Below are 21,804 nucleotides of genomic sequence, written 5' to 3'. Positions count from 1 at the left end.
ACTTCATTTCTGAATAAATAATAAAGGGAACGGGATGGCAACAGCGGAAAACAGCTCCAGACCTCTGACGGCTGGCGAAATAAGAATGATAAAACCTTTATTTAAAGATGCGATCAATTATAGTGCCGTAAAGGTTTATAACGGTGAGTATCTGCCTTTCGGACTTCAAGACAATCGCACTGCAATGACTCCCAACGGATATATGTATTATCCCGGAGACCTGTTTCAGTAAGATTTTTCCTTTGGCTTTGTCGGTAATATGGCTTTGTTTGTACATGAAATGGGACATGTCTGGCAGCATCAGATGGGCGCTAATGTCAGAACAAGAGGGCTGTTTAGCTGGGCGGCAAGCTATGAATACTCGTTGCCAGAAGAAAAAGATTTAGCCGATTACAACCTTGAGCAACAAGCCTCGATTATCGCCGACTATTATATCCTTACGAAATTTGGCGTTAATGTATTCGTGGATCAATCAACATTTAAAGGAATAATTGGCCCCGACTTAAAAAACAAATATGAGAATACTCTCAAATACTTTTTAGCCTCTCCTGCAGATAAACGGTGCCTTTGGAAATGAAAAAAATAATTTTGACTGTAGTATCGATGGTTTTGGGTGGCTGTACGTTACATAACTCACCTTACCGGGCGGCTGATATTTCATTGACTCAAAACGGTCAACCCTGCTTTGCCGTACCGAATGACTCACTGACAAAGGGAGGGAAATCCAAATTATTGGTTATCAGAGTAGCGGAGCGTTTTCCCGATAATTATATGCACCCGGTCTGGGAACGTGACTACAAGAGCGAGCCGACATTCAGCGTACAGCCAGGCACGTGCCTGCCAGTTGACTATCATTTTGAGAAAGGCAAAGAATACACTATTGACGCAATTACGGCATTTTCAGTAAGTGAAGTCGAAACAAAGCGCATCTGGTTAGCGAGCTTTACCCTGGAAAAGTTAGCTGAAAGAAAGTGACGACATAGCCCTTCCGGGCTTTTTAGTTTTGCAGATGTTGAAACACCATCTCTTCAATCGCCAGCATATCGGCGGCATTCAGCCCCAACAACGTACGTTCCGGGTATGTTAATACCGGGCTGTTTCTTCCGGGTCTGTCCTTCAAGCCAAACTGATGAACTCTGGCGATGCGCTGCACTTTGCCGGTAAACTCCACCACTGCCGCGCTGTCATTACCGCTGGCTTTCAGATAGCGATTCGTGCGCAGCTTCGCGAACATTTCTCGCTTAATCCGGCCTTTCTTTGCGCGCAGCGGCTGGGGCTTTCGCTTTGCATACGGTGAGCCGTCCGGGTTTTTCTGGGCTTTGACGCGCTGCTGTTGTTGCTGGCGCAGCTTCTTCGCTATCTCCATAGTCAGGCGACGACGTCCAGCGGGTGACAGCGCTGCCAGCAGCCCGGCAAGCTCATTCTCAAACGGTTTAAATTCAATCATCCCATTTACTCACCAGTTCGCCATTGATATACAGCTCCACCGGACGTGTGACCGGCTCCGGTGGGGCGGAGTAGGGGGCGTAACGCCCCGAACTTCAACGCCCATTTGAGCCAAAAGCCGTTAAACATTGCTGACTGAGACACTCAACCTGCATAAGTTGATTATGAAAAATTTTGCGGGGTCTTACGCAACGTGAAACCTGACATTCCACCCAATCAGGCAACACATATTCTGCGCCACACTTTCGCAAGCCATTTCATGATGAACGGGGGAAATATTATTGCCCTGCAACAGATTCTCGGGCATGCAAGCATTCAGCAGACAAGGGCCTATGCGCACCTTGCTCCTGACTACCTGCAAAATGCTGTCGCATTGAACCCCCTTAACGGAGGAGTGACGGTATAAATCATCTCTCTGAGTGTCCACATTGTGTCCACACTCAGAGGGTTTTGAAAACGTTCCATACCGTTACAGATTTTTATAAGTTGCTGTTTTATTTAGAATTATGCGTAATTGATTGATAAAAAAAACCCCCACATCATGTGGGGGAAGACAGGGATGGTGTCTATGGCAAGGAAAAACAGGGTTTGTTACCTGGTACTACTGCTACTTAACTCGGTCACCGGTGAACTTTGCTGCATTTGCGCTACGCTGCGTAACTGGTTCATCCGTTGTTGATGTTTCTGGTTCAAAACCGCTTGCTGCTCCGGCGTGAGCAGGTTGTACATCTGGTTGCGCACTCTGGCCATTTCAACCTGACGAGCTACCTGTTCCTGCGCCATTTTTTCTGCCTGAGCGCGCACAGCGTTTTCATCAAATTTTTCTGCGATGACAAGGCGATGCATTGTCTCCATTTCGCTAACATTAACAGGAGGCTGATCGTGCCGTGCCTGTCGCATGAGATCCCGCATCTGTTGACGCTGGTGTTCCGTTAAATTAATACCGTCGAACATATGGCTCTGAACACTGCGCTGCGCGAATCCCTCAGTCGGGTGCCAGTTATCGCCTGTTTCAACGTCAGCAGCACGACTAACCGTGCTTAACGCCAGCGTTGAGGCCATGACGGCAGCGGTAACGATGCGCATCATTTGCTCCAGTAACCTTTTCATCTCTCGATTCAACGATAATCAGTCTACGATTCAGGCTGCAAACATGCGTCAGGGGGTGTAAAACAACGTAAAGTCATGGATTAGCGACTCTTGATGACGTAATTTCTGCCTCGGAGGTAGTTAAACAATGAATAAAATCCTTTTAGTAGATGATGACCGAGAGCTTACTTCCTTGTTAAAGGAGCTACTCGACATGGAAGGTTTTAACGTGCTCGTTGCCCATGACGGAGAGCAGGCGCTCGACCTCCTCGACGACAGCATCGACTTGCTTTTACTTGATGTCATGATGCCGAAGAAAAACGGCATTGACACACTTAAAGAGCTACGCCAGACACACCAGACACCGGTAATTATGTTAACTGCGCGCGGCAGCGAGCTCGATCGCGTCCTTGGCCTTGAGCTGGGCGCGGATGACTATCTGCCGAAACCCTTTAACGATCGTGAACTGGTCGCACGTATTCGTGCGATCCTGCGCCGTTCCCACTGGAGCGAGCAACAACAAAGCAGCGACAACGGTTCACCCACGCTGGAAGTGGATGCCCTGAGCCTCAATCCGGGCCGCCAGGAAGCCAGTTTTGATGGGCAATCACTGGAACTTACAGGCACTGAATTCACCCTGCTCTATCTGCTGGCTCAGCATTTAGGCCAAGTGGTTTCACGTGAACATCTGAGCCAGGAAGTGCTGGGTAAACGCCTGACGCCATTCGATCGCGCCATCGACATGCACATCTCCAACCTGCGCCGCAAATTGCCGGATCGCAAAGATGGGCATCCGTGGTTTAAAACCCTGCGTGGTCGCGGTTATCTGATGGTATCCGCTTCATGATAGGAAGTTTGACCGCCCGCATCTTTGCCATTTTCTGGTTAACGCTGGCGCTGGTGCTGATGCTGGTGCTGATGGTGCCGAAGCTGGATTCCCGTCAAATGACGGAGCTTCTGGACAGCGAACAGCGCCAGGGCGTGATGATTGAACAGCATGTTGAAGCGGAGCTGGCAAATGACCCGCCGAACGACCTGATGTGGTGGCGCAGGCTGTTTCGCGCTATCGACAAATGGGCGCCGCCGGGTCAACGCCTGCTGCTGGTCACCAGCGAAGGGCGCGTCATTGGCGCCGAACGCAACGAAATGCAGATTATCCGCAACTTTATAGGCCAGGCGGATAACTCAGACCATCCGCAGAAGAAAAAGTATGGCCGGGTTGAGATGGTAGGGCCGTTCTCAGTTCGCGACGGAGAAGATAACTATCAGCTCTATCTCATCCGTCCTGCCAGCAACTCACAATCTGACTTTATCAATTTGCTGTTTGACCGCCCGTTACTGCTGCTGATCGTCACCATGCTTATCAGTTCGCCGCTGCTGCTGTGGCTGGCATGGAGCCTGGCGAAACCCGCACGTAAACTGAAAAACGCGGCGGATGAGGTTGCACAGGGCAACCTGCGACAGCATCCGGAGCTGGAAGCCGGGCCGCAGGAATTCCTTGCCGCCGGGGCCAGTTTTAACCAGATGGTGACCGCGCTGGAACGTATGATGACCGCCCAGCAGCGCCTGCTATCTGACATCTCCCATGAGTTGCGTACGCCGCTGACGCGTTTACAGCTTGGTACTGCGCTGCTGCGTCGTCGCAGCGGTGAAAGTAAAGAACTGGAACGTATCGAAACGGAAGCTCAGCGGCTGGACAGCATGATCAACGATCTGCTGGTGATGTCGCGCAATCAGCAGAAAAACGCGCTGGTCAGTGAAACCGTGAAAGCCAATCAGATGTGGAATGAAGTGCTGGATAACGCCGCCTTCGAAGCTGAGCAGATGGGCAAATCGTTCACGGTGAATTTCCCGCCAGGTCCGTGGCCGCTGTACGGTAACCCCAGCGCGCTGGAAAGCGCGGTGGAGAACATCGTGCGTAACGCGCTGCGCTATTCGCACAGTAAAATCGAAGTAAGCTTTGCGGTGGATAAAGACGGCATCACCATTAACGTGGACGATGACGGCCCCGGCGTCAGTCCGGAAGATCGGGAACAGATTTTCCGCCCGTTCTACCGCACCGACGAAGCGCGCGATCGTGAATCCGGCGGCACGGGCCTCGGGCTGGCGATTGTCGAAACGGCTATTCAGCAGCATCGCGGCTGGGTGAAAGCGGACGACAGCCCGCTTGGCGGGTTACGCTTAACGCTCTGGCTACCGCTGTACAAACGCGCCTGATAAACGCCCTCTCATCGCAGAGGGCGTTTTTTTATTTTCCCCACAGTCGGCGCGACTGATCCTCAATCTTGCCGTGAGTGCGTCGATTCTGCATAGTGCGCGTCCAGCTTGCCGACAGCCCCGCAGCCGAAAGCAGACGGTGATATTGTTCATCATCAAACGGCTGAAACCACGCAATCGCCGCCGCGTCATACACGCTGACATCGCTGACCCGGGAGAGCAGTTCAAGCGGCGCTTCTGCCGATACTTTCCCCGCAGCAACCACGCGATAAAGCCAGCCGACGCGGCCGCTGGCCTGCATCTGCGCGGAGATGTCGCCAATGCCGAAATGGAAGTTAAGTTTGAAGCAGGGCGAGCGCGGTTGCGTCACCTGAATCAGCGTATCGCCCCAGCGAAAAATATCGCCGATAAACACGTTCTGCTCGGTCAGCCCTTCCGTTGAGAGATTCTCGCCAAACGCTGGCGCGCAAAACAGCGCGGCCTGCTCCGGGAACATCTGCGCCCAGTGAGCATAGTGTTCACGAGGATAGTGGCACAACGCGCGATCGGTGCCGCCGTGGTAACTTTTTTCCGCCTGCTCGTCACCCGCGATGCCCAATTCCGTGAGGATTAGCTCGCCTTCCACCTGCAATTTAGCAATCGCGCTTGGCCGACTGCCGTCATAATCCCTTATTTTTCCAGTAAAAACGTCTACCTGATATTGCATGTTCCCTCCGGCCGCTCGTCGTCATCACGCTATTACATCACATTTGTTTGCTGACCTAACCTGCAAAAATGCGACATTCATGCCGATCCGCACCGGTCGGGCGTGCTATCACTTAACACAGTATTTGAAACGCAATTTCATTAATCAAGGAGGTTACAACGTGATCCGCGAAACATCTTTCTCCGGTGTCTGGTGCCCTTCCATCACGCCAATGAACAACGAAGGGAAACCTGACCTTAGCGCGCTGAGCCAGCATATCGCCCGGCTGGCAGCGGCGAAAATCGATGTGGTCTTGCTGATGGGCAGTATCGGCGAGTTTGCCTCCTTCTCGCTGGAAGAGCGGCTACTGTTGATTCGTGAAGCGCGCGGCATGTCGCCGATAACCATGGTGGCCAACGTCTCTTCAACCTGCTTTAACGACATTCTGTGGATGGCTGATGAAGCCTGGCGTACCGGCTATGACGCGGTCATGGTGCTGCCGCCTTACTATTACGGACAAACGCAAAATCAATTGTTGAGCTACTTCCGCGCCCTGGGCAAAGCGATAAGCGGCAAATGGTTCGCCTATAACTTTCCGGCGCGTACCGGCTGCGATCTGACGCCGGAGCTGGTCGCCACGCTGGCCGCCGAATTCCCGGATTTTGCTGGCATCAAAGAGACTGTCGATTGCCAGTCGCATACCCGTAATATGATTCAGGCCACCGCCCAAGTGCGTGAGGATTTTGCCGTGCTGTGCGGCTACGACGAGTACTTTATCCCCACTCTGCTGGCAGGCGGCGCGGGCGTTATTTCCGGGTTGAATAATGTGATGCCAGAACTGTTTGTCCAGGCGCGGGAGGCGTGGCGACAGGGCGATTTGCCGACGTTGCATGCAACCCAGCGGGAAATTGGCAAATTTATGGCGATCTACGCGATTGGCGATGACTTCGTTACCACCATCAAAACCGTGGTTTCACGCAAGTTTGGCTACTGCACGCCCGTATCACGTAACTTTGGCGGCACGCTGAATGAAGCGCAGTGCCAAATTATCGATCGGGTATTTGGAATTCAATAATTGCCGGATAGCGCTACGCTTATCGGGCCTGCAAAACGAACATGCCCGGTAAGCATTTCGCCACCGGGCAAACCGTTATTTCACCGCATTACGCATCACCACTTCCGCCTCTGCCGTTTTCACCTTGCGCGACCAGACGGACGTTAAAATCGGCACCAGAATTGACGTGACAATCACCGAGGTCGCCACCAGCGCAGTTGCGGCTGGCGCCATCGGTTTAAAGTCCGGCACCATTTCGGCGATCAGCACCGGCGTTGCCACTGCCGCGCCCGCAGAACTGGAGGCCGCCAGCCCTGCTGTACCATCACCGCCGCCAATCAGTTTATCGGCGATAATCAGCGGAACACCGGTAATCACAATCACCGCCACCCCCAGCAAAATCCCCAACAAGCCGGTCTGCGCAATCACGCTTAAATCAATCGTGTTACCCAGTGCGAAAGCAAAGAACGGAATCAGGGTTTGCACCGCTTTGCTGGAAAACTCCCGTAATTCCGGGTCCAGATTCCCCAGCGCGAACCCGACCAGGAACGGCAGCACCGCACCAACAAACACGTGCGGCTCGAACGAGGCAATTCCCGCTGTGCCGAGGATAATCATCGTCATCAGCGGGCCAGATTCCAGCGACATCAACACGAACGCACCGGCTTCCTCTTTGGTGCCGTACTGCTGCATGATTGACGCATACAGCCCGCCGTTAGTCATATCCATCGATGCTACCAGCGCCAGCGTCGATAACCCGGCGAAAAAACCCGCCTCTACACCGTGTTCAGGAATCAGCCGTGAGGCCACGGCCGCCACCACCCAGGCAACCGCAATTTTGGTCACCACCAGCGTGCCGGACTTACGCAACACCGTGCCGGTGGCGCTCAGTTTGATGGAAGCGCCCATACAGAAAAACCACACCGCCAGAATCGGCACCGTGCCAGTAATCATGCCGTTAGTGAACGAGCCAAAGTACTTTCCCGCGCCGGGCGCAAAAGTATGGCAGAGAGCGCCGATGAACAAAGGAATCAGCATCATCCCGCCAGGGATTTTTTCGATTGCACGCTTGATTTGCATATCTTCACCTGTCAAAAAACGTCCGATTTTTTGAGCGCCGACCCGCTATGTTTGCGGGACAACAGCAGCGCGGATGAAGAGAGGGTAGACCGGGTTTAGCGGAAGAAAAGTGATCAGACAATCATAACAAAACAATATTTCATTATTTTTAGATCATCGTTCCTGTTAGTTTTTATCTGAAGAAAGGATATAAAAAACCCCCGCAGACTAAGCCTGCCGGGGGTTCTGGCTCACGCTAACGCGCGGGGGAAAGCAAACTTATTTTTTCGCAGCGAAACGAGCCGCTGCTTCGTCCCAGTTCACCACGTTCCAGAACTCTTTGATGTAGTCCGGGCGGCGGTTCTGGAATTTCAGGTAGTAAGCGTGTTCCCACACGTCCAGACCCAGGATCGGGAAACCGGACGCGCCAGAGATCGCTTCACCCATCAGCGGGGAATCCTGGTTAGCAGTAGAAACCACAGCCAGTTTGTCGCCTTTCAGCACCAGCCAAGCCCAACCGGAACCAAAACGCGTGGCGGCTGCTTTTTCGAATTCAGCTTTGAAGTTGTCTACGGAACCGAAATCACGCTCGATAGCCGCTTTCAGATCGCCCTGCAGGGTGGTGCCTTTTTTCAGGCCTTTCCAGAACAGGCTGTGGTTAGCGTGACCGCCTGCGTTGTTACGCAGAACGGTTTTTTTGTCTGCCGGCAGTTGATCCAGTTTGGTGATCAGTTCTTCAGCTGACAGGCTGGCGAACTCCGGCAGGCTTTCCAGCGCGGCATTCGCGTTATTTACGTAAGTCTGGTGATGTTTAGTGTGATGGATTTCCATCGTCTGCTTGTCGAAATGAGGCTCAAGGGCATCATACGCGTACGGCAGAGCGGGCAGTGTATAGCTCATTTTCATCTCCATTATTGTCTGGCGGCATATATGTTAATGCCGCGTAAGCAGTCGGATCATTATAGTTAATTAAATGATATTGAAAATGTTTATCAATGCCGTAGTTTTAATAAGGTTATAACTTTTGGTTATGTTATTGAAATTGTGAAGCTGCTCACCTCCATCACGCGCTCATTGCCAGTTCGCCATCTATCGCGGCAAACGCCTCAAGGTTAATCTCCTGACTGATTTTTACACTCCTCAGGTCGGCTGCTCGTATTCCGACGATAAAAACAAAGAGGATGAGAAAATGAGTAACGCGATTACGATGGGTATTCTTTGGCATTTGATAGGTGCGGCCAGTGCAGCCTGTTTCTATGCCCCGTTCAAGAAGGTTAAAAATTGGTCCTGGGAGACCATGTGGTCAATCGGCGGCATCGTCTCCTGGTTGATTCTCCCCTGGACCATCAGCGCGCTGTTACTGCCTGATTTTTGGGCCTATTACAGCTCGTTCAGCGCTTCCACCCTGCTACCGGTCTTTCTCTTCGGCGCAATGTGGGGCATCGGTAACATCAACTACGGCCTCACCATGCGCTACCTCGGCATGTCGATGGGCATTGGCATCGCTATCGGCATTACGCTGATTGTTGGTACGCTTATGACACCAATTATCAACGGTAATTTTGACGTGCTGATCAACACCGATGGCGGTCGAATGACGCTGCTTGGCGTGCTGGTTGCACTTATAGGCGTCGGAATTGTGACCCGCGCAGGCCAGCTGAAAGAGCGCAAAATGGGCATTAAAGCCGAAGAGTTCAACCTGAAAAAGGGGCTGACGCTGGCGGTGATGTGCGGCGTATTCTCCGCCGGCATGTCCTTTGCCATGAACGCCGCCAAACCGATGCACGAAGCCGCTGCGGCGCTGGGCATCGATCCGCTTTACACCGCCTTGCCAAGTTATGTGGTGATTATGGGCGGCGGCGCGCTGATTAACCTTGGCTTCTGCTTTATTCGGCTGGTAAAACTGAAAAACTTGTCGGTAAAAGCCGATTTCTCGCTGGCAAAACCGCAGATCATCAGCAACATTCTGCTCTCGGCGCTGGGCGGTCTGATGTGGTATCTGCAATTCTTCTTCTACGCCTGGGGCCATGCCCGCATTCCGGCGCAGTACGACTACATCAGTTGGATGCTACACATGAGCTTCTACGTGCTGTGCGGCGGCATTGTCGGGCTGATCCTGAAAGAGTGGAAGAACGCGGGTCGCCAGCCGGTGAGCGTGCTGAGCCTTGGTTGCGTGGTGATCATTGTTGCCGCCAATATCGTCGGCCTCGGTATGGCGAACTAATCAGGCAGCAACCCGGCTACGATGACGCCACTGACCTGGCGTCATCCCCACTTCCCGGCTAAACACCACCGAAAAATAGTTACTGTCCTCAAACCCGCACTGCATGGCGATTTCGCCGATCATCTGCTCGGAATGCTGAAGCAAATACTGCGCATGGCAGATGCGCAACTGGCGCAGATAGTGGTTGATGGTCATCCCGGTCTGGGTGCGGAATTGCTGGCGCAGCGCGCGCTCGCTGCACTGTTCCTGCTCGCAAAACTGCTCCAGCGCAAAGCTGCGATTCAGGCTGCCGGAGAGCGCGGTAATCAGCTTATCGAGCAGCGTCTCACTGTGCGTCGCCGCCAGGTTATCGGCAGCAAAACGGTGGCGTTTGAGCGTCATCACCAGTTGGGCAAACAGCGTTTCTGCCATGATATTGGCCAGCGGATCGGCTTTGGCGCTCTCATGCTCCAGTTGCGCAATCACCTGTCGTGCCTGCGCCATACCGGTGCTGCCAATCCGCCAGTGCGGCGTTCTTGTCGTGCCGTTAAGTCCGGGAATATGCGCCGCCCAGTCGAGGTTAAGCGTCAATCGATCCGGGCAGTAGATGATATTTTGCAACACCAGATCGTTAACTGAAGCGTAAGAGTGGCAATCTTCGGCGCGGATATAAAACAGGTCGCCGCGCGTAATGCGGTAAGGACGGTCATTCAGCACATGCAGACCGTTGCCACGCCACACCATCACCAGTTCGCAAAATTCATGGGTGTGTTCAGCAAAGACATTTTGCGGATAGCGATCGGCCACCGCTACCGCTTGCCCGGCACGGGGAAAGAAATCCGCTTTGCGAAGAATCAGTTGGCCTGCCACACACTCACCTCTGCCTTGAACAACCTGAAATTATTAGCGGATCTTCGGCGACAAATCGGTGACAGCCTTCGCGTTACTGAAGCTGCGTATCGCGCCCCTGGCGGATATCGCGGGGCGACCAGTTGAATTCCCGGCGAAACAGGGTTGAGAAGTGATTGCTGTCGCCAAACCCGCAACGGAAAGCGATATCGGTGACGCTCTCGTCGCTGTGGCGCAACATGTGCCGCGCTTTGGTCAGCCTTAACCGGTTGAGATAGCGCTGCGGCGTCAGGCCCGTTGAATGCTTCAACTGGCGATGCAGCGTGCGCAAAGAGAGTGTGAACTGGCCGGCCAGCGTTTCCCAACAGACATCCTCGGCAAAGTGATCTTCCAGCCACAACATCAGTTGATTGAGGCGGGCATCGCTGCTGACAGCGCCCTCCTGCTGGCTCCCTTTACGCAGCATCACCAGCAGTTGCATAAACAGGATCTCGCGGTTCGCAATACCGTGGGTATCCATTTCGGGATCCAGTTTTTCCATCTGCCCGATGATCTCCCGTACCTGCGCCAGCGTCTGCTGGCTCACCCGCCAGTGCGATGGATAGTGACCATCCTGCTCCTGCGGCAGTAACTGGTTCAAACCGGCAAGGAACTGGAAAGCCTCCGGCGAACGGTACAGCACATTGGTCAGGCACAGGTTATCGGTATGCTCATATAAGTGCCGATCATGGTCGCGGACAAAACAGACGGTGCCGCCGCTGATAGTGAAAGGCTGACCATTAAAAACGTGGATCCCGGTGCCGTGTTCAACGATCACAATTTCATGAAAATCATGATGATGCTCAGGGAAAGCCGCCTGCGGAAGCCGGGGTTCAATGGCAACAGGTGATTGACCTGCCGGGAAAAAATCCACGCTATGAAGTACGGTCATGATTGCCCCAATAATGAGAAACTTTCTCAAAATAGTAATTAAGGGTTATCAACCTCACCTTAAATTTTCGACAGCTTTTCGCGCATAGCCTGCCGTTTTTTCAAGAAACGACCGGAAAGATCGGGAAATGTGGCAACGGTCACAATGGCTTAAATCCCCGTCATTACTGGAAACTGTGAACTTTCTCACGTTCACCTTTGCTTTCTTGCCAGCGGCAATTGGCGGCTGTCAGTAGCAAGAAGGTACGCCTTACCCCTCTTTTTTAGACTGTCTGCAATGACTCTAAGAAGGACCCAATCATGACTTTTCGCCACTGTGTCGCAGTTGATTTAGGCGCCTCAAGCGGACGCGTCATGCTGGCGCGTTATGACAGCCAGCAGCGCATCCTTTCGCTTCGCGAAATCCACCGTTTTAGTAACTGTCTGCAAAAAGTGGACGGCTTTGATTGCTGGGATATCGACAGCCTGGAAAGCGAAATTCGCCTCGGCCTACTGAAGGTTTGCGAAGAAGGCATTCAGCCCGACAGCATCGGCATCGATACCTGGGGCGTCGATTACATTCTGATTAACCGCGACGGCCAGCGCGTCGGTCTGCCGATTGCTTACCGCGACGATCGCACCGATGGCGTGATGCAGCGTGCGATGCAGAATCCCGGCAAAGCCGATATTTATCGCCGCAGCGGCATCCAGTTTTTACCCTTCAACACGCTGTATCAGTTACGCGCGCTGACGGAACAACAGCCGGAGCTGATTGACCAGGTCGCGCATGCGCTGCTGATCCCCGATTACTTTAGCTACCGTCTGACCGGCCAATTGAACTGGGAATACACCAATGCCACCACCACGCAACTGGTCAATATCAACACCGATAACTGGGACGATACGCTGCTGGCGTGGGCGGGCGTTCCGGCCAGTTGGTTTGGCACGGCCACACATCCCGGCAATGTGATTGGTCACTGGATCTGCCCGCAGGGCAATGCGATTCCGGTGGTCGCCGTCGCCAGCCACGATACCGCCAGCGCGGTGATCGCCTCGCCGCTGGCGGATAAAGACGCAGCCTATTTGTCCTCCGGTACCTGGTCGTTAATGGGTTTTGAGAGCAAAACCCCTTACACCAGCGATGACGCGCTGGCGGCGAATATCACCAACGAAGGCGGCGCGGAAGGCCGCTACCGCGTGCTGAAAAACATTATGGGGCTGTGGTTGCTGCAACGGGTACTGAGAGAGCAACAGGTAAGCGATCTGCCCGCGCTGATTGCCGCCACCGAACAGCTTGCGCCCTGCCGCTTTGTTATCAACCCAAACGACGATCGTTTTATCAACCCGCAGAACATGAGCGCCGAACTTCAGGCCGCCTGCCGGGAAGCGGGCCAGCCTGTGCCGCAAAACGCTGCCGAACTGGCGCGCTGCATCTTCGACAGCCTCGCCCTGCTGTATGCCGACATCCTTGCCGAGCTGGCCTTTCTGCGCGGTAAGCCCTTCAGCCGCCTGCATATCGTCGGAGGAGGTTGCCAGAACCAGTTACTGAATCAGCTCTGCGCCGACGCCTGCGGGCTGCCGGTGGTGGCCGGTCCGGTGGAAGCCTCCACGCTCGGCAACATCGGCATTCAGCTGATGACGCTGGATGAACTGAGCAACGTCGATGATTTCCGGCAGGTGGTGGCGAGCAACCATAACCTGATCACTTTTACCCCTAATCCTGACCATGAAATCGCCCGTTACGTCGCGCGCTTTCAGCAAAAACGACAGACAAAGGAGCTTTGCGCATGACCACTCAACTTGAACACGCCTGGGAAATTGCCAAACAGCGCTTCGCCGCTGTGGGGATTGATGTCGAGGAGGCGCTGCGCCAGCTCGATCGCCTGCCGGTTTCCATGCACTGCTGGCAGGGCGATGACGTCGCCGGTTTCGAAAACCCGCAAGGCAGCCTGACGGGCGGCATTCAGGCCACCGGCAACTATCCGGGCAAAGCGCGCAATGCCAGCGAACTGCGCACCGATCTGGAGCAGGCGCTGAGCCTGATCCCCGGCCCGAAACGCCTTAACCTGCACGCCATTTACCTCGAAGCCGACGGCCCGGTTGGTCGCGATGAGATCAAACCGGAACACTTCACGAATTGGGTACAGTGGGCGAAAACGAACAAACTGGGGCTGGATTTTAACCCTTCCTGCTTCTCGCACCCGCTGAGTGCCGACGGTTTTACCCTCTCCCACGCTAACGATGAGATCCGCCAGTTCTGGATTGACCACGTCAAAGCCAGCCGCCGCGTGTCGGCCTGGTTCGGCGAGCAACTCGGCACACCGTCGGTAATGAATATCTGGATCCCGGACGGCATGAAAGATGTCACCGTTGACCGCCTGGCGCCGCGCCAGCGTCTGCTGAATGCGCTGGACGAAGCGCTCAGCGAAAAACTCAACCCGGCGCACCATATCGACGCCGTCGAAAGCAAGCTGTTCGGTATTGGCGCAGAGAGCTACACCGTTGGCTCCAACGAGTTTTACATGGGTTATGCCACCAGCCGCCAGACCGCGCTGTGCCTCGATGCAGGTCACTTCCACCCGACAGAGGTGATCTCCGACAAAATCTCCGCCGCCATGCTTTATGTACCGCGCCTGCTGCTGCACGTCAGCCGTCCGGTGCGCTGGGACAGCGATCACGTAGTGCTATTGGATGACGAAACCCAGGCCATCGCCAGCGAGATCGTGCGCCACCAGTTGTTTGACCGCGTGCACATCGGTCTCGACTTCTTCGACGCCTCGATCAACCGCATCGCCGCGTGGGTCATCGGCACCCGCAACATGAAAAAAGCCCTGCTGCGCGCGCTGCTGGAGCCAGTTGAAACGCTGCGCAAACTGGAAGCCGACGGCGATTACACCGCCCGCCTGGCGCTGCTGGAAGAGCAGAAATCCCTGCCATGGCAGGCCGTATGGGAGATGTATTGCCAGCGCCATGACACGCCAGTCAGCAGCCAGTGGCTGGACAGCGTGCGGGCATATGAAAAAGAGATTTTGAGTACACGTCGTTAACCGGAAGCCAGGGTGCGGGCCGGATAAGCGCAGCGCCATCCGGCAAGCAACGTTATTAAGAAAAAATGCCGGATGGCGAGGCCATCGCAGCTTATCCGGCCTACGTGAGACCCGAGAGATGTCGGGCACTAAACAGGACAGAAAGACTATGCAGACCATTATTAATTCCTGGTTCGTCCAGGGAATGATCAGAGCCACCTCCGATGCCTGGCTGAAGGGCTGGGACGAACGTAACGGCGGCAACCTGACGCTGCGCCTGGATGATGCGGATATCGCGCCGTATGAAGCCGATTTTCACCAGAAACCGCGCTATATCGCGCTCAGCCAGCCGATGCCGCTGCTGGCGAACACGCCGTTTATCGTCACCGGCTCCGGCAAATTCTTCCGCAACGTGCAGCTCGATCCGGCCGCGAACTTAGGCGTGGTGAAAGTGGACAGCGATGGCGCGGGCTACCACATTCTGTGGGGATTGACGTCTGAAGCGGTACCGACCTCGGAACTGCCCGCTCACTTCCTGTCTCACTGCCAGCGCATCCAGCTCACCGGCGGAAAAGATCGCGTGATCATGCACTGCCACGCCACCAACCTGATAGCGCTCACTTATGTGCTGGAAAACACGTCCGATCTGATGACCCGCAAACTGTGGGAAGGCAGCACCGAATGCCTGGTGGTGTTCCCGGATGGCGTCGGTATTCTGCCGTGGATGGTGCCCGGCACCGATGAAATCGGCCAGGCGACCGCCGAAGAAATGCAGAAACATTCGCTGGTGCTGTGGCCATTCCACGGCGTTTTCGGCAGCGGCCCGACGCTCGACGAAACCTTTGGCCTGATTGACACCGCCGAGAAGTCGGCGGAGGTGCTGGTGAAAATCTATTCCATGGGCGGAATGAAGCAAACCATTAGTCAGCAAGAACTGATTGCGCTGGGCAAACGCTTTGGCGTTACTCCGCTGCAATCGGCACTGGATTTGTACAAATAACAACATCGCGCCCCGCACAAAGACGGGGCGAACTCTGTCACCTGCAAAACAACTCTTCCCTGAAGATTTCGCGGTGCGCTGCAACGCGAAAGACGACGGGAATCTAACTCGTGGAGTAAAAGCAATGAAAACAAAAGCTAGCTTGATCCTCACCGTGGCCCTCATGGCGTTGTCCGGTTCCGCTGTCGCTGAAGTAAAAATCGCCCTCGTGGCGAAATCTTTAGGCAATGGCTTTTTTGAAGCAGCAAACACCGGCGCGCAGGAGGCGGCCAAAGAGTTAGGCGATGTCAAAGTGATCTATACCGGCCCGACCACAACCACGGCCGAAGCGCAGATCGAAGTGCTGAATGGCTTGATCGCCCAGGGGGTGGATGCGATCGCCATTTCAGCCAATGATCCGGACGCCGTGGTGCCAGTGCTGAAAAAAGCGATGCAGCGCGGCATCAAAGTGGTTTCATGGGATTCCGGCGTGGCGAAAGCGGGCCGCCAGATCCACCTGAATCCTTCCAATAATGCGCTGATCGGCGAAACCAACGTCAAACTCGCCGCCGATGCGCTGAAAGCGCTGAATGTGGATAAAGGCGACGTTGCCATCCTCAGCGCCACACCGACCTCCACCAACCAGAACATCTGGATTGCGGAGATGAAAAAAGTGCTGCCGAAATACCCGTCCGTCAATCTGGTGACCGTCGCCTATGGCGATGACTTATCGGATAAAAGTTACCGCGAAGCGGTCGGTTTGCTGAAGTCATACCCCGATCTGAAAGTGATCGTATCGCCGTCGTCAGTCGGCATTGTCGCCGCGGCGCAGGCGGTAAAAGACCAGGGCAAGATCGGCAAAGTGTATGTCACCGGTCTGGGCCTGCCGTCTGAAATGGCAGGTGCGATTAAATCCGGCGCCAGCAAAAGTTTCGCCATCTGGAACCCGATCGATCTCGGTTATGCCGCCACATATCTGGCGGATGATTTAGTGAAAGGCACGGCGACCAAAGAGGAAGCCAGCATGGGCAAACTGGGCAAAGTGAAGCTCGATGCTGACGGCAGCGGCGCGATGGCTGAGCCGTTTGTCTACGATGCCAGCAACATTGATAAGTTCTCGAAGATTTTCTGATCCCTTACCTGCCCTTTCCCGGCGGGAGAGGGCAAAAACTGGAGAACGATCATGACGGCATCCCCCCCTCTGCTGTCGCTTAAGGGCATCACCAAGGTTTTCCCCGGTGTGCGTGCTCTTGAGAATGTGCAGCTTGATCTCTGGCCCGGCAAAGTCACCGCGTTGATCGGTGAAAACGGCGCAGGGAAATCGACGCTGGTCAAAGTGATGACCGGCATTTATCAACCGGACGAAGGTAAAATCCTCTATAAAGCGATCCCTATTGCGCTGCCGACGCCGGAATCCGCCCATAAAGTGGGGATCACCGCTATCCATCAGGAGACGGTTCTGTTTGATGAGCTGTCGGTGACCGAGAACATTTTTGTCGGCCAGTATCTTTATAAAGGACTGCTGAAAAAACTCGACTGGCCCGCCATGCACCAGCAGGCGCGGGATATTCTTGCCCGACTGGAAGTGCAAATCGATCCGCGCGCCACACTGAAAACCCTGAGCATCGCCCAGCGCCATATGGTGGCGATTGCCCGCGCACTCTCTTTTGACGCGCAGGTAGTGATTCTGGATGAGCCCACGGCCGCGCTTTCGCAGCATGAGATCCTGGAGTTTTACCAAATCGTCGAGCGTCTGAAACAGGAAGGCAAAGCGATCCTGTTTATCTCGCACAAGTTCGATGAAATCTTTGAACTGGCCGATCACTACACTATTTTGCGCGACGGCGTTTATGTTGATTCCGGCGCGATAAAGGCGATCACCGAAGAGCGAATGGTGGCGATGATGGTTGGCCGCACGCTGAGCCAGAGCTGGCCGAAAGTGGCCTGCGAACCGGGTGAAACGGTACTGGAAGTGCGCGATCTGTGTCATCCCACCGAGTTTGCCCATATCAACTTTTCCCTGCGTAAAGGCGAGATCCTCGGCTTTTACGGCCTGGTTGGCGCCGGGCGCACCGAACTGATGCAGGCGCTTTCCGGCGTTTCACGCCCCTCGTCCGGCGAGATCATCCTCAACGGCAAATCCGTGCAGTTCCGCCAGCCAGCGGATGCCATTCAGGCCGGTATTGTCTGCGTGCCGGAAGAGCGGCAAAAGCAGGGGGCGATTATCGAGCTGTCGATTGCGCAGAACATCAGCCTGCCGCAGCTTAGCAAGCTGAACTGCAACGGCGTGCTGAATGAGGCGAAAGAGTGGGCGCTGGCCGATGAGTACGCGCGACGTTTGCAGGTAAAAGCCTTTAGCTGGAGACAAGCGGTAGAAACGCTCTCCGGCGGCAATCAGCAAAAAGTGGTGATCGGTAAATGGCTCGCCACGCATCCGGAGGTGATCATCCTCGACGAACCGACCAAAGGGATCGATATCGGCTCAAAAGCGGCGGTGCACCAGTTTATGTCGGAACTGGTGGCGCACGGGCTGGCAGTGATTATGGTCTCCTCCGAGTTGCCGGAAGTGATGGGCATGGCCGATCGGGTGATTGTGATGCATGAAGGACTGATGGTGGCGCAGTACAACGCAGGCGACGCCACGGCGGAAACCATTGTCAGCGCGGCCAGCGGCGCCGGGAAGGAGGCAGCATAATGTGGCAACAACTGCTTAAACACCGCGAAGCGCTGCTCGGCGGCGTGATTGTACTGCTTGTACTGAGTATCGGCAGCCGTGTTCCTTCGTTTATCAGCCCCGGCAATCTGGTAGAGATGTTCAACGATACCGCCATTCTGATCATTCTTGCGCTCGGGCAGATGATGGTGCTGCTGACCAAAGGCATCGATCTGTCGATGGCGGCAAACCTCGCGCTGACCGGCATGATTGTCGCACTGATCAACTTCCATCACCCGGACGTTCCGGTCTGGTCGTTGTTGCTGCTGGCCACGCTGCTTGGTCTGCTGATGGGCATGATCAACGGCCTGCTGGTATGGAAACTGGGAATTCCGGCCATTGTGGTAACGCTCGGCACCATGAGCATCTACCGCGGCATTATCTTCTTACTTTCCGGCGGCGGCTGGGTGAATTCCAATCAGATGGGTGCGGATTTTCTCGGCCTGCCGCGCGCGTCGGTGCTGGGTTTACCGGTGCTGAGCTGGTGCGCTGTCGCCGCGCTACTGCTGGTGGGATATTTCCTGCGTTACAGCCGTACCGGGCGGGCGCTCTATACCGCAGGCGGCAACGCGACGGCAGCGTATTACACCGGAATCAACGCTGGCAAGATGCAGTTTGTCAGTTTCTGCCTCTCCGGCGCGCTGGCGGGCTTTTGCGGCTATTTGTGGATCTCGCGCTTTGCCGTGGCGTATGTCGATGTGGCTAACGGTTTTGAGCTGCAGGTGGTGGCAGCCTGTGTGATTGGCGGCATCAGCACCATGGGCGGCACCGGGCGCGTGCTCGGCTGTCTGTTCGGCGCATTATTCCTCGGGGTGATCAATAACGCGCTGCCGGTCATCGGTATTTCTCCCTTCTGGCAGATGGCTATCTCCGGCACGGTGATTGTCATTGCGGTTCTGCTGAATGAACGCGCCAACAAGCGCAAAGGCCGCTTGATCCTGCGTGATGCGGCGCTGGCACGACAAAAACAGGCGGTGAAATCATGAGCAAAATATTGACCTCCGATGCCGTGAAAAACGCACCAGCCACCTCACCTTTCCTCCAGCGCCTGCTGTGCTGGGAAGGTTTTTTGCTGGCCGTGACCCTGGCGGTATTTGTGGCGAATGCCATCGCGTCACCCTACTTCCTCAATATCTGGAACCTCTCTGACGCGACGTTCAACTTTACCGAAAAAGCGATCATCGTCCTGCCAATGGCAATGCTGATCATCGCCCGCGAGATCGATTTATCCGTCGCCGCCAACATGGCGCTTAGCTCCACGGTAATGGGGTTTTGCGCGCAGACAGGAATGGATACGCCGCTGCTGGTCGCGGTGGGCCTTGGCGTCGGGCTGCTGTGCGGATTGTTCAACGGCATTCTCGTCACCCGTTTCAATCTGTCATCGATAGTGATCACCATCGGCACCATGAGCCTCTTTCGCGGCATCACTTACATTCTGCTTGGCGATCAGGCGCTGAACCGCTGGCCAGAGAGCTTCGCATGGTTTGGCCAGGGCTACGTCTGGGGCGCGCTGTCGTTTGAGTTTGCCCTGTTTATGGTGCTGGCCGCCGCGTTTGCGTTCCTGTTGCACAAAACCAACTTTGGCCGCCGCACCTACGCGATAGGCAACAACCCGACCGGCGCGTGGTATTCCGGCATCAATGTGAAGCGTCACAACCTGATCCTCTTCGCGCTGGTGGGGCTGATGGCGGGGCTGGCGTCGGTACTGCTGACATCACGCCTTGGCAGCACACGTCCGACGCTGGCGCTCGGCTGGGAGCTTTCCGTGGTGACGATGGCCGTGCTGGGGGGCGTCAATATCCTCGGCGGCTCCGGCAGTATGGTCGGCGTCATCATCGCCGCCTTCCTGATGGGGCTGGTGACCTTCGGCCTGAGCCTGCTCAATGTACCGGGCATTGTGATGTCGATTATCGTCGGCGCGATGCTGATTGTGGTGATTTCGCTGCCGATCATTACTCGCCGCGTGATGCAGCGCAGGCGTATGTAATTGCCGGATGGCGGCTGACAAAACCGCGCCGCAGATAAATGCAGGCCCGGTAAGGCAACAAGAATTCCCCCGGCGACATGGAGTATTGCCGCCGGAAAAATCACAGCAAATTAAGGAGAGTCACGATGAGCTTTATGTTAGCCCTACCAAAAATCAGCCTGCATGGCGCAGGCGCTATCGGCGATATGGTCAATCTGGTGGCGAACAAACAGTGGGGTAAAGCGCTGATTGTCACCGATGGACAACTGGTAAAACTGGGCCTGCTGGACAGTCTGTTTACTGCGCTGAAAGCGCACAACATGGCGTATCACCTGTTTGATGACGTGTTCCCGAACCCGACGGAAGAACTGGTGCAAAAAGGGTATGCCGCATACCAGCACACCGCCTGTGATTACATCATCGCTTTCGGCGGCGGCAGCCCGATCGACACCGCCAAAGCGGTGAAAATCCTTACCGCCAACCCGGGGCCGTCCACTGCGTATTCTGGCGTTGGCAAAGTGAAAAACCCCGGCGTGCCGCTGGTCGCGATCAATACCACGGCCGGTACCGCAGCGGAAATGACCAGTAACGCCGTGATCATCGACTCGGCGCGACAAGTCAAAGAGGTGATTATCGACCCCAATATTATCCCCGACATCGCCGTGGACGACGCCAGCGTAATGCTGGAAATCCCCGCATCGGTAACCGCCGCCACCGGGATGGATGCGCTGACGCACGCGGTAGAAGCCTATGTTTCTGTCGGCGCGCATCCATTAACCGACGCCAACGCGCTGGAAGCGATTCGCCTGATCAACCTGTGGCTGCCGAAAGCGGTGGACGACGGGCATAACCTCGAAGCGCGTGAGCAGATGGCTTACGGCCAGTATCTTGCCGGGATGGCCTTTAACAGCGCCGGTCTTGGCCTGGTGCATGCGCTGGCGCATCAACCGGGGGCGACCCACAACCTGCCGCACGGCGTGTGCAACGCTATTCTGCTGCCGATCATCGAAAACTTTAACCGCCCGAATGCCGTTTCCCGTTTTGCCCGCGTTGCGCAGGCGATGGGCGTTGATACCAAAGGGATGAGCGATGAAGCCGCCAGTATGGAGGCGATCAACGCTATTCGCCGCCTCAGCGTACGCGTGGGCATTCCTTCCGGTTTTAGCAAACTGGGCGTGACCAAAGCGGATATCGAAGGCTGGCTGGATAAAGCGCTGGCCGATCCCTGCGCCCCGTGCAACCCGCGTACCGCCAGCCGCGATGAAGTCCGCGAGCTGTATCTGGAGGCGTTATGATCCGTAAAGCCTTTGTGATGCAGGTCAATCCTGAGGCCCATGAAGAGTATGAACGTCGCCATAATCCCATCTGGCCGGAGCTGGAAGCGGCGCTGAAAGAGGGTGGCGCGCACCATTACGCGATTTATCTCGATAAAGCGCGCCATCTGCTGTTCGCCACCGTGGAAATTGAGTCTGAAGAGCGCTGGAATGCGGTCGCCAGCACCGAAGTTTGCCAGCGCTGGTGGAAATATATGCGCGACGTAATGCCCGCCAACCCGGATAACAGCCCGGTCAGCGCGGAGCTGAAAGAAGTGTTTTACCTGGCCTGAGCC

General features: G+C 55.3%; 23 protein-coding genes and 2 pseudogenes. 17 read left to right on the top strand and 8 right to left on the bottom strand.

Features of this window, described 5'->3' with window-relative positions; all coding sequences use genetic code 11:
- Positions 1–34 precede the first annotated feature (34 nt).
- The 3 genes from DK872_RS27670 to DK872_RS24095 are packed head-to-tail and all read left to right on the top strand — an operon-like array spanning position 35 to position 975.
- Positions 35–232: a hypothetical protein gene (locus tag DK872_RS27670; protein WP_237656250.1), complete on the top strand. Its 198-nt coding sequence runs from the start codon at positions 35–37 to the stop codon at positions 230–232.
- 27 nt (positions 233–259) lie between these two features.
- A complete protein-coding gene (locus tag DK872_RS27665) occupies positions 260–577 on the top strand; it encodes a hypothetical protein (protein WP_237656249.1) in 318 nt (105 codons plus the stop codon).
- Entirely contained in the window at positions 574–975 is a 402-nt protein-coding gene (locus DK872_RS24095) for a putative T6SS immunity periplasmic lipoprotein (RefSeq protein WP_071921759.1), read from the top strand. Before DK872_RS27665 ends, DK872_RS24095 begins: the two co-directional genes overlap by 4 nt.
- Before the next feature lie 22 nt (positions 976–997).
- Here the strand turns inward: DK872_RS24095 and DK872_RS24090 are convergent, their stop codons facing one another.
- Together DK872_RS24090 and DK872_RS24085 are read right to left on the bottom strand one after the other, a co-directional pair.
- Positions 998–1,447 (bottom strand): phage virion morphogenesis protein, encoded by a 450-nt coding sequence (locus DK872_RS24090; protein ID WP_161518918.1) that lies wholly within the window; start codon positions 1,445–1,447, stop codon positions 998–1,000.
- Positions 1,440–1,523 (bottom strand): annotated as a pseudogene (locus tag DK872_RS24085) (phage tail protein); the annotation flags it as partial. The pseudogene DK872_RS24085 and the gene DK872_RS24090, both read right to left, overlap by 8 nt.
- A gap of 80 nt (positions 1,524–1,603) precedes the next feature.
- Here DK872_RS24085 and DK872_RS24080 point away from each other — a divergent pair.
- Positions 1,604–1,852, top strand: a pseudogene (locus DK872_RS24080) (tyrosine-type recombinase/integrase); the annotation flags it as partial.
- Positions 1,853–2,037: 185 nt separating this feature from the next.
- Here the strand turns inward: DK872_RS24080 and cpxP are convergent.
- On the bottom strand, positions 2,038–2,532 hold the full coding sequence (gene cpxP / locus DK872_RS24075; RefSeq protein ID WP_035889122.1) for a cell-envelope stress modulator CpxP: 495 nt from the start codon (positions 2,530–2,532) through the stop codon (positions 2,038–2,040).
- A 151-nt stretch (positions 2,533–2,683) separates the two neighbouring features.
- Between cpxP and cpxR the strand changes: the two genes are divergently transcribed.
- Positions 2,684–3,382, top strand: a complete 699-nt coding sequence (gene cpxR, locus DK872_RS24070; protein ID WP_035889119.1) for an envelope stress response regulator transcription factor CpxR — start codon at positions 2,684–2,686, stop codon at positions 3,380–3,382.
- Positions 3,379–4,752, top strand: coding sequence for an envelope stress sensor histidine kinase CpxA (gene cpxA, locus DK872_RS24065; protein ID WP_007369293.1), 1,374 nt, complete (start codon positions 3,379–3,381; stop codon positions 4,750–4,752). The genes cpxR and cpxA overlap by 4 nt, the downstream gene beginning before the upstream one ends.
- Positions 4,753–4,783: 31 nt before the next feature.
- On the opposite strand, the gene yiiM is transcribed toward cpxA, so the two are convergent.
- Positions 4,784–5,458, bottom strand: coding sequence for a 6-hydroxyaminopurine reductase (yiiM, locus tag DK872_RS24060; protein WP_007369294.1), 675 nt, complete (start codon positions 5,456–5,458; stop codon positions 4,784–4,786).
- A gap of 160 nt (positions 5,459–5,618) precedes the next feature.
- Here yiiM and DK872_RS24055 point away from each other — a divergent pair, with 160 nt between their 5' ends.
- On the top strand, positions 5,619–6,512 hold the full coding sequence (locus DK872_RS24055) for a dihydrodipicolinate synthase family protein (RefSeq protein WP_161518917.1): 894 nt from the start codon (positions 5,619–5,621) through the stop codon (positions 6,510–6,512).
- Between the two features lie 75 nt (positions 6,513–6,587).
- On the opposite strand, the gene kdgT is transcribed toward DK872_RS24055, so the two are convergent.
- Together kdgT and sodA are read right to left on the bottom strand one after the other, a co-directional pair.
- The gene (kdgT, locus tag DK872_RS24050; protein ID WP_161518916.1) at positions 6,588–7,571 is read right to left on the bottom strand and encodes a 2-keto-3-deoxygluconate transporter; all 984 of its coding nucleotides are present in this window, start codon (positions 7,569–7,571) and stop codon (positions 6,588–6,590) included.
- Positions 7,572–7,829: 258 nt separating this feature from the next.
- Positions 7,830–8,450: a superoxide dismutase [Mn] gene (sodA, locus tag DK872_RS24045; RefSeq protein ID WP_007369297.1), complete on the bottom strand. Its 621-nt coding sequence runs from the start codon at positions 8,448–8,450 to the stop codon at positions 7,830–7,832.
- A gap of 289 nt (positions 8,451–8,739) precedes the next feature.
- Here sodA and rhaT point away from each other — a divergent pair, with 289 nt between their 5' ends.
- A complete protein-coding gene (rhaT, locus tag DK872_RS24040; protein ID WP_161518915.1) occupies positions 8,740–9,774 on the top strand; it encodes an L-rhamnose/proton symporter RhaT in 1,035 nt (344 codons plus the stop codon).
- Here rhaT and rhaR read toward each other — a convergent pair whose 3' ends face one another.
- Together rhaR and rhaS (DK872_RS24030) are read right to left on the bottom strand one after the other, a co-directional pair.
- The gene (rhaR, locus tag DK872_RS24035) at positions 9,775–10,623 is read right to left on the bottom strand and encodes an HTH-type transcriptional activator RhaR (protein ID WP_161518914.1); all 849 of its coding nucleotides are present in this window, start codon (positions 10,621–10,623) and stop codon (positions 9,775–9,777) included. It lies immediately after the preceding gene.
- A 73-nt stretch (positions 10,624–10,696) separates the two neighbouring features.
- Positions 10,697–11,533 (bottom strand): HTH-type transcriptional activator RhaS, encoded by an 837-nt coding sequence (gene rhaS, locus DK872_RS24030; protein WP_072441494.1) that lies wholly within the window; start codon positions 11,531–11,533, stop codon positions 10,697–10,699.
- A gap of 299 nt (positions 11,534–11,832) precedes the next feature.
- On the opposite strand from rhaS (DK872_RS24030), the gene rhaB reads away from it, so the two are divergent.
- The 9 genes from rhaB (at position 11,833) to rhaM (ending at position 21,801) form a co-directional block, all read left to right on the top strand.
- Positions 11,833–13,302, top strand: coding sequence for a rhamnulokinase (rhaB, locus tag DK872_RS24025; protein WP_144136395.1), 1,470 nt, complete (start codon positions 11,833–11,835; stop codon positions 13,300–13,302).
- Positions 13,299–14,558: an L-rhamnose isomerase gene (rhaA, locus tag DK872_RS24020; RefSeq protein WP_161518913.1), complete on the top strand. Its 1,260-nt coding sequence runs from the start codon at positions 13,299–13,301 to the stop codon at positions 14,556–14,558. The genes rhaB and rhaA overlap by 4 nt, the downstream gene beginning before the upstream one ends.
- A 148-nt stretch (positions 14,559–14,706) precedes the next feature.
- The gene (gene rhaD, locus DK872_RS24015) at positions 14,707–15,537 is read left to right on the top strand and encodes a rhamnulose-1-phosphate aldolase (RefSeq protein ID WP_161518912.1); all 831 of its coding nucleotides are present in this window, start codon (positions 14,707–14,709) and stop codon (positions 15,535–15,537) included.
- Positions 15,538–15,661: 124 nt separating this feature from the next.
- Positions 15,662–16,648 carry a rhamnose ABC transporter substrate-binding protein gene (rhaS, locus tag DK872_RS24010; protein WP_043955948.1) on the top strand — a complete coding sequence of 329 codons (987 nt, stop codon included), beginning with the start codon at positions 15,662–15,664 and terminating at the stop codon, positions 16,646–16,648.
- 51 nt (positions 16,649–16,699) lie between these two features.
- Entirely contained in the window at positions 16,700–18,211 is a 1,512-nt protein-coding gene (locus tag DK872_RS24005; RefSeq protein ID WP_161518911.1) for a sugar ABC transporter ATP-binding protein, read from the top strand.
- Positions 18,211–19,215, top strand: a complete 1,005-nt coding sequence (locus DK872_RS24000) for an ABC transporter permease (protein WP_161518910.1) — start codon at positions 18,211–18,213, stop codon at positions 19,213–19,215. The genes DK872_RS24005 and DK872_RS24000 overlap by 1 nt, the downstream gene beginning before the upstream one ends.
- Positions 19,212–20,216 (top strand): ABC transporter permease, encoded by a 1,005-nt coding sequence (locus DK872_RS23995; protein WP_161518909.1) that lies wholly within the window; start codon positions 19,212–19,214, stop codon positions 20,214–20,216. Before DK872_RS24000 ends, DK872_RS23995 begins: the two co-directional genes overlap by 4 nt.
- 125 nt (positions 20,217–20,341) lie before the next feature.
- Positions 20,342–21,490, top strand: coding sequence for a lactaldehyde reductase (gene fucO / locus DK872_RS23990; protein WP_007369309.1), 1,149 nt, complete (start codon positions 20,342–20,344; stop codon positions 21,488–21,490).
- A complete protein-coding gene (gene rhaM / locus DK872_RS23985) occupies positions 21,487–21,801 on the top strand; it encodes an L-rhamnose mutarotase (RefSeq protein ID WP_007369310.1) in 315 nt (104 codons plus the stop codon). The genes fucO and rhaM overlap by 4 nt, the downstream gene beginning before the upstream one ends.
- Positions 21,802–21,804 lie beyond the last annotated feature (3 nt).

Origin of the sequence: Kosakonia sp. MH5 (genome assembly GCF_009935945.1) — a bacterium.
In the GTDB taxonomy this organism is placed as follows: domain Bacteria; phylum Pseudomonadota; class Gammaproteobacteria; order Enterobacterales; family Enterobacteriaceae; genus Kosakonia; species Kosakonia radicincitans.
The sequence above is the reverse complement of the archived record's forward strand: the minus strand, read 5'-3'. Positions and strand labels throughout refer to the sequence as shown.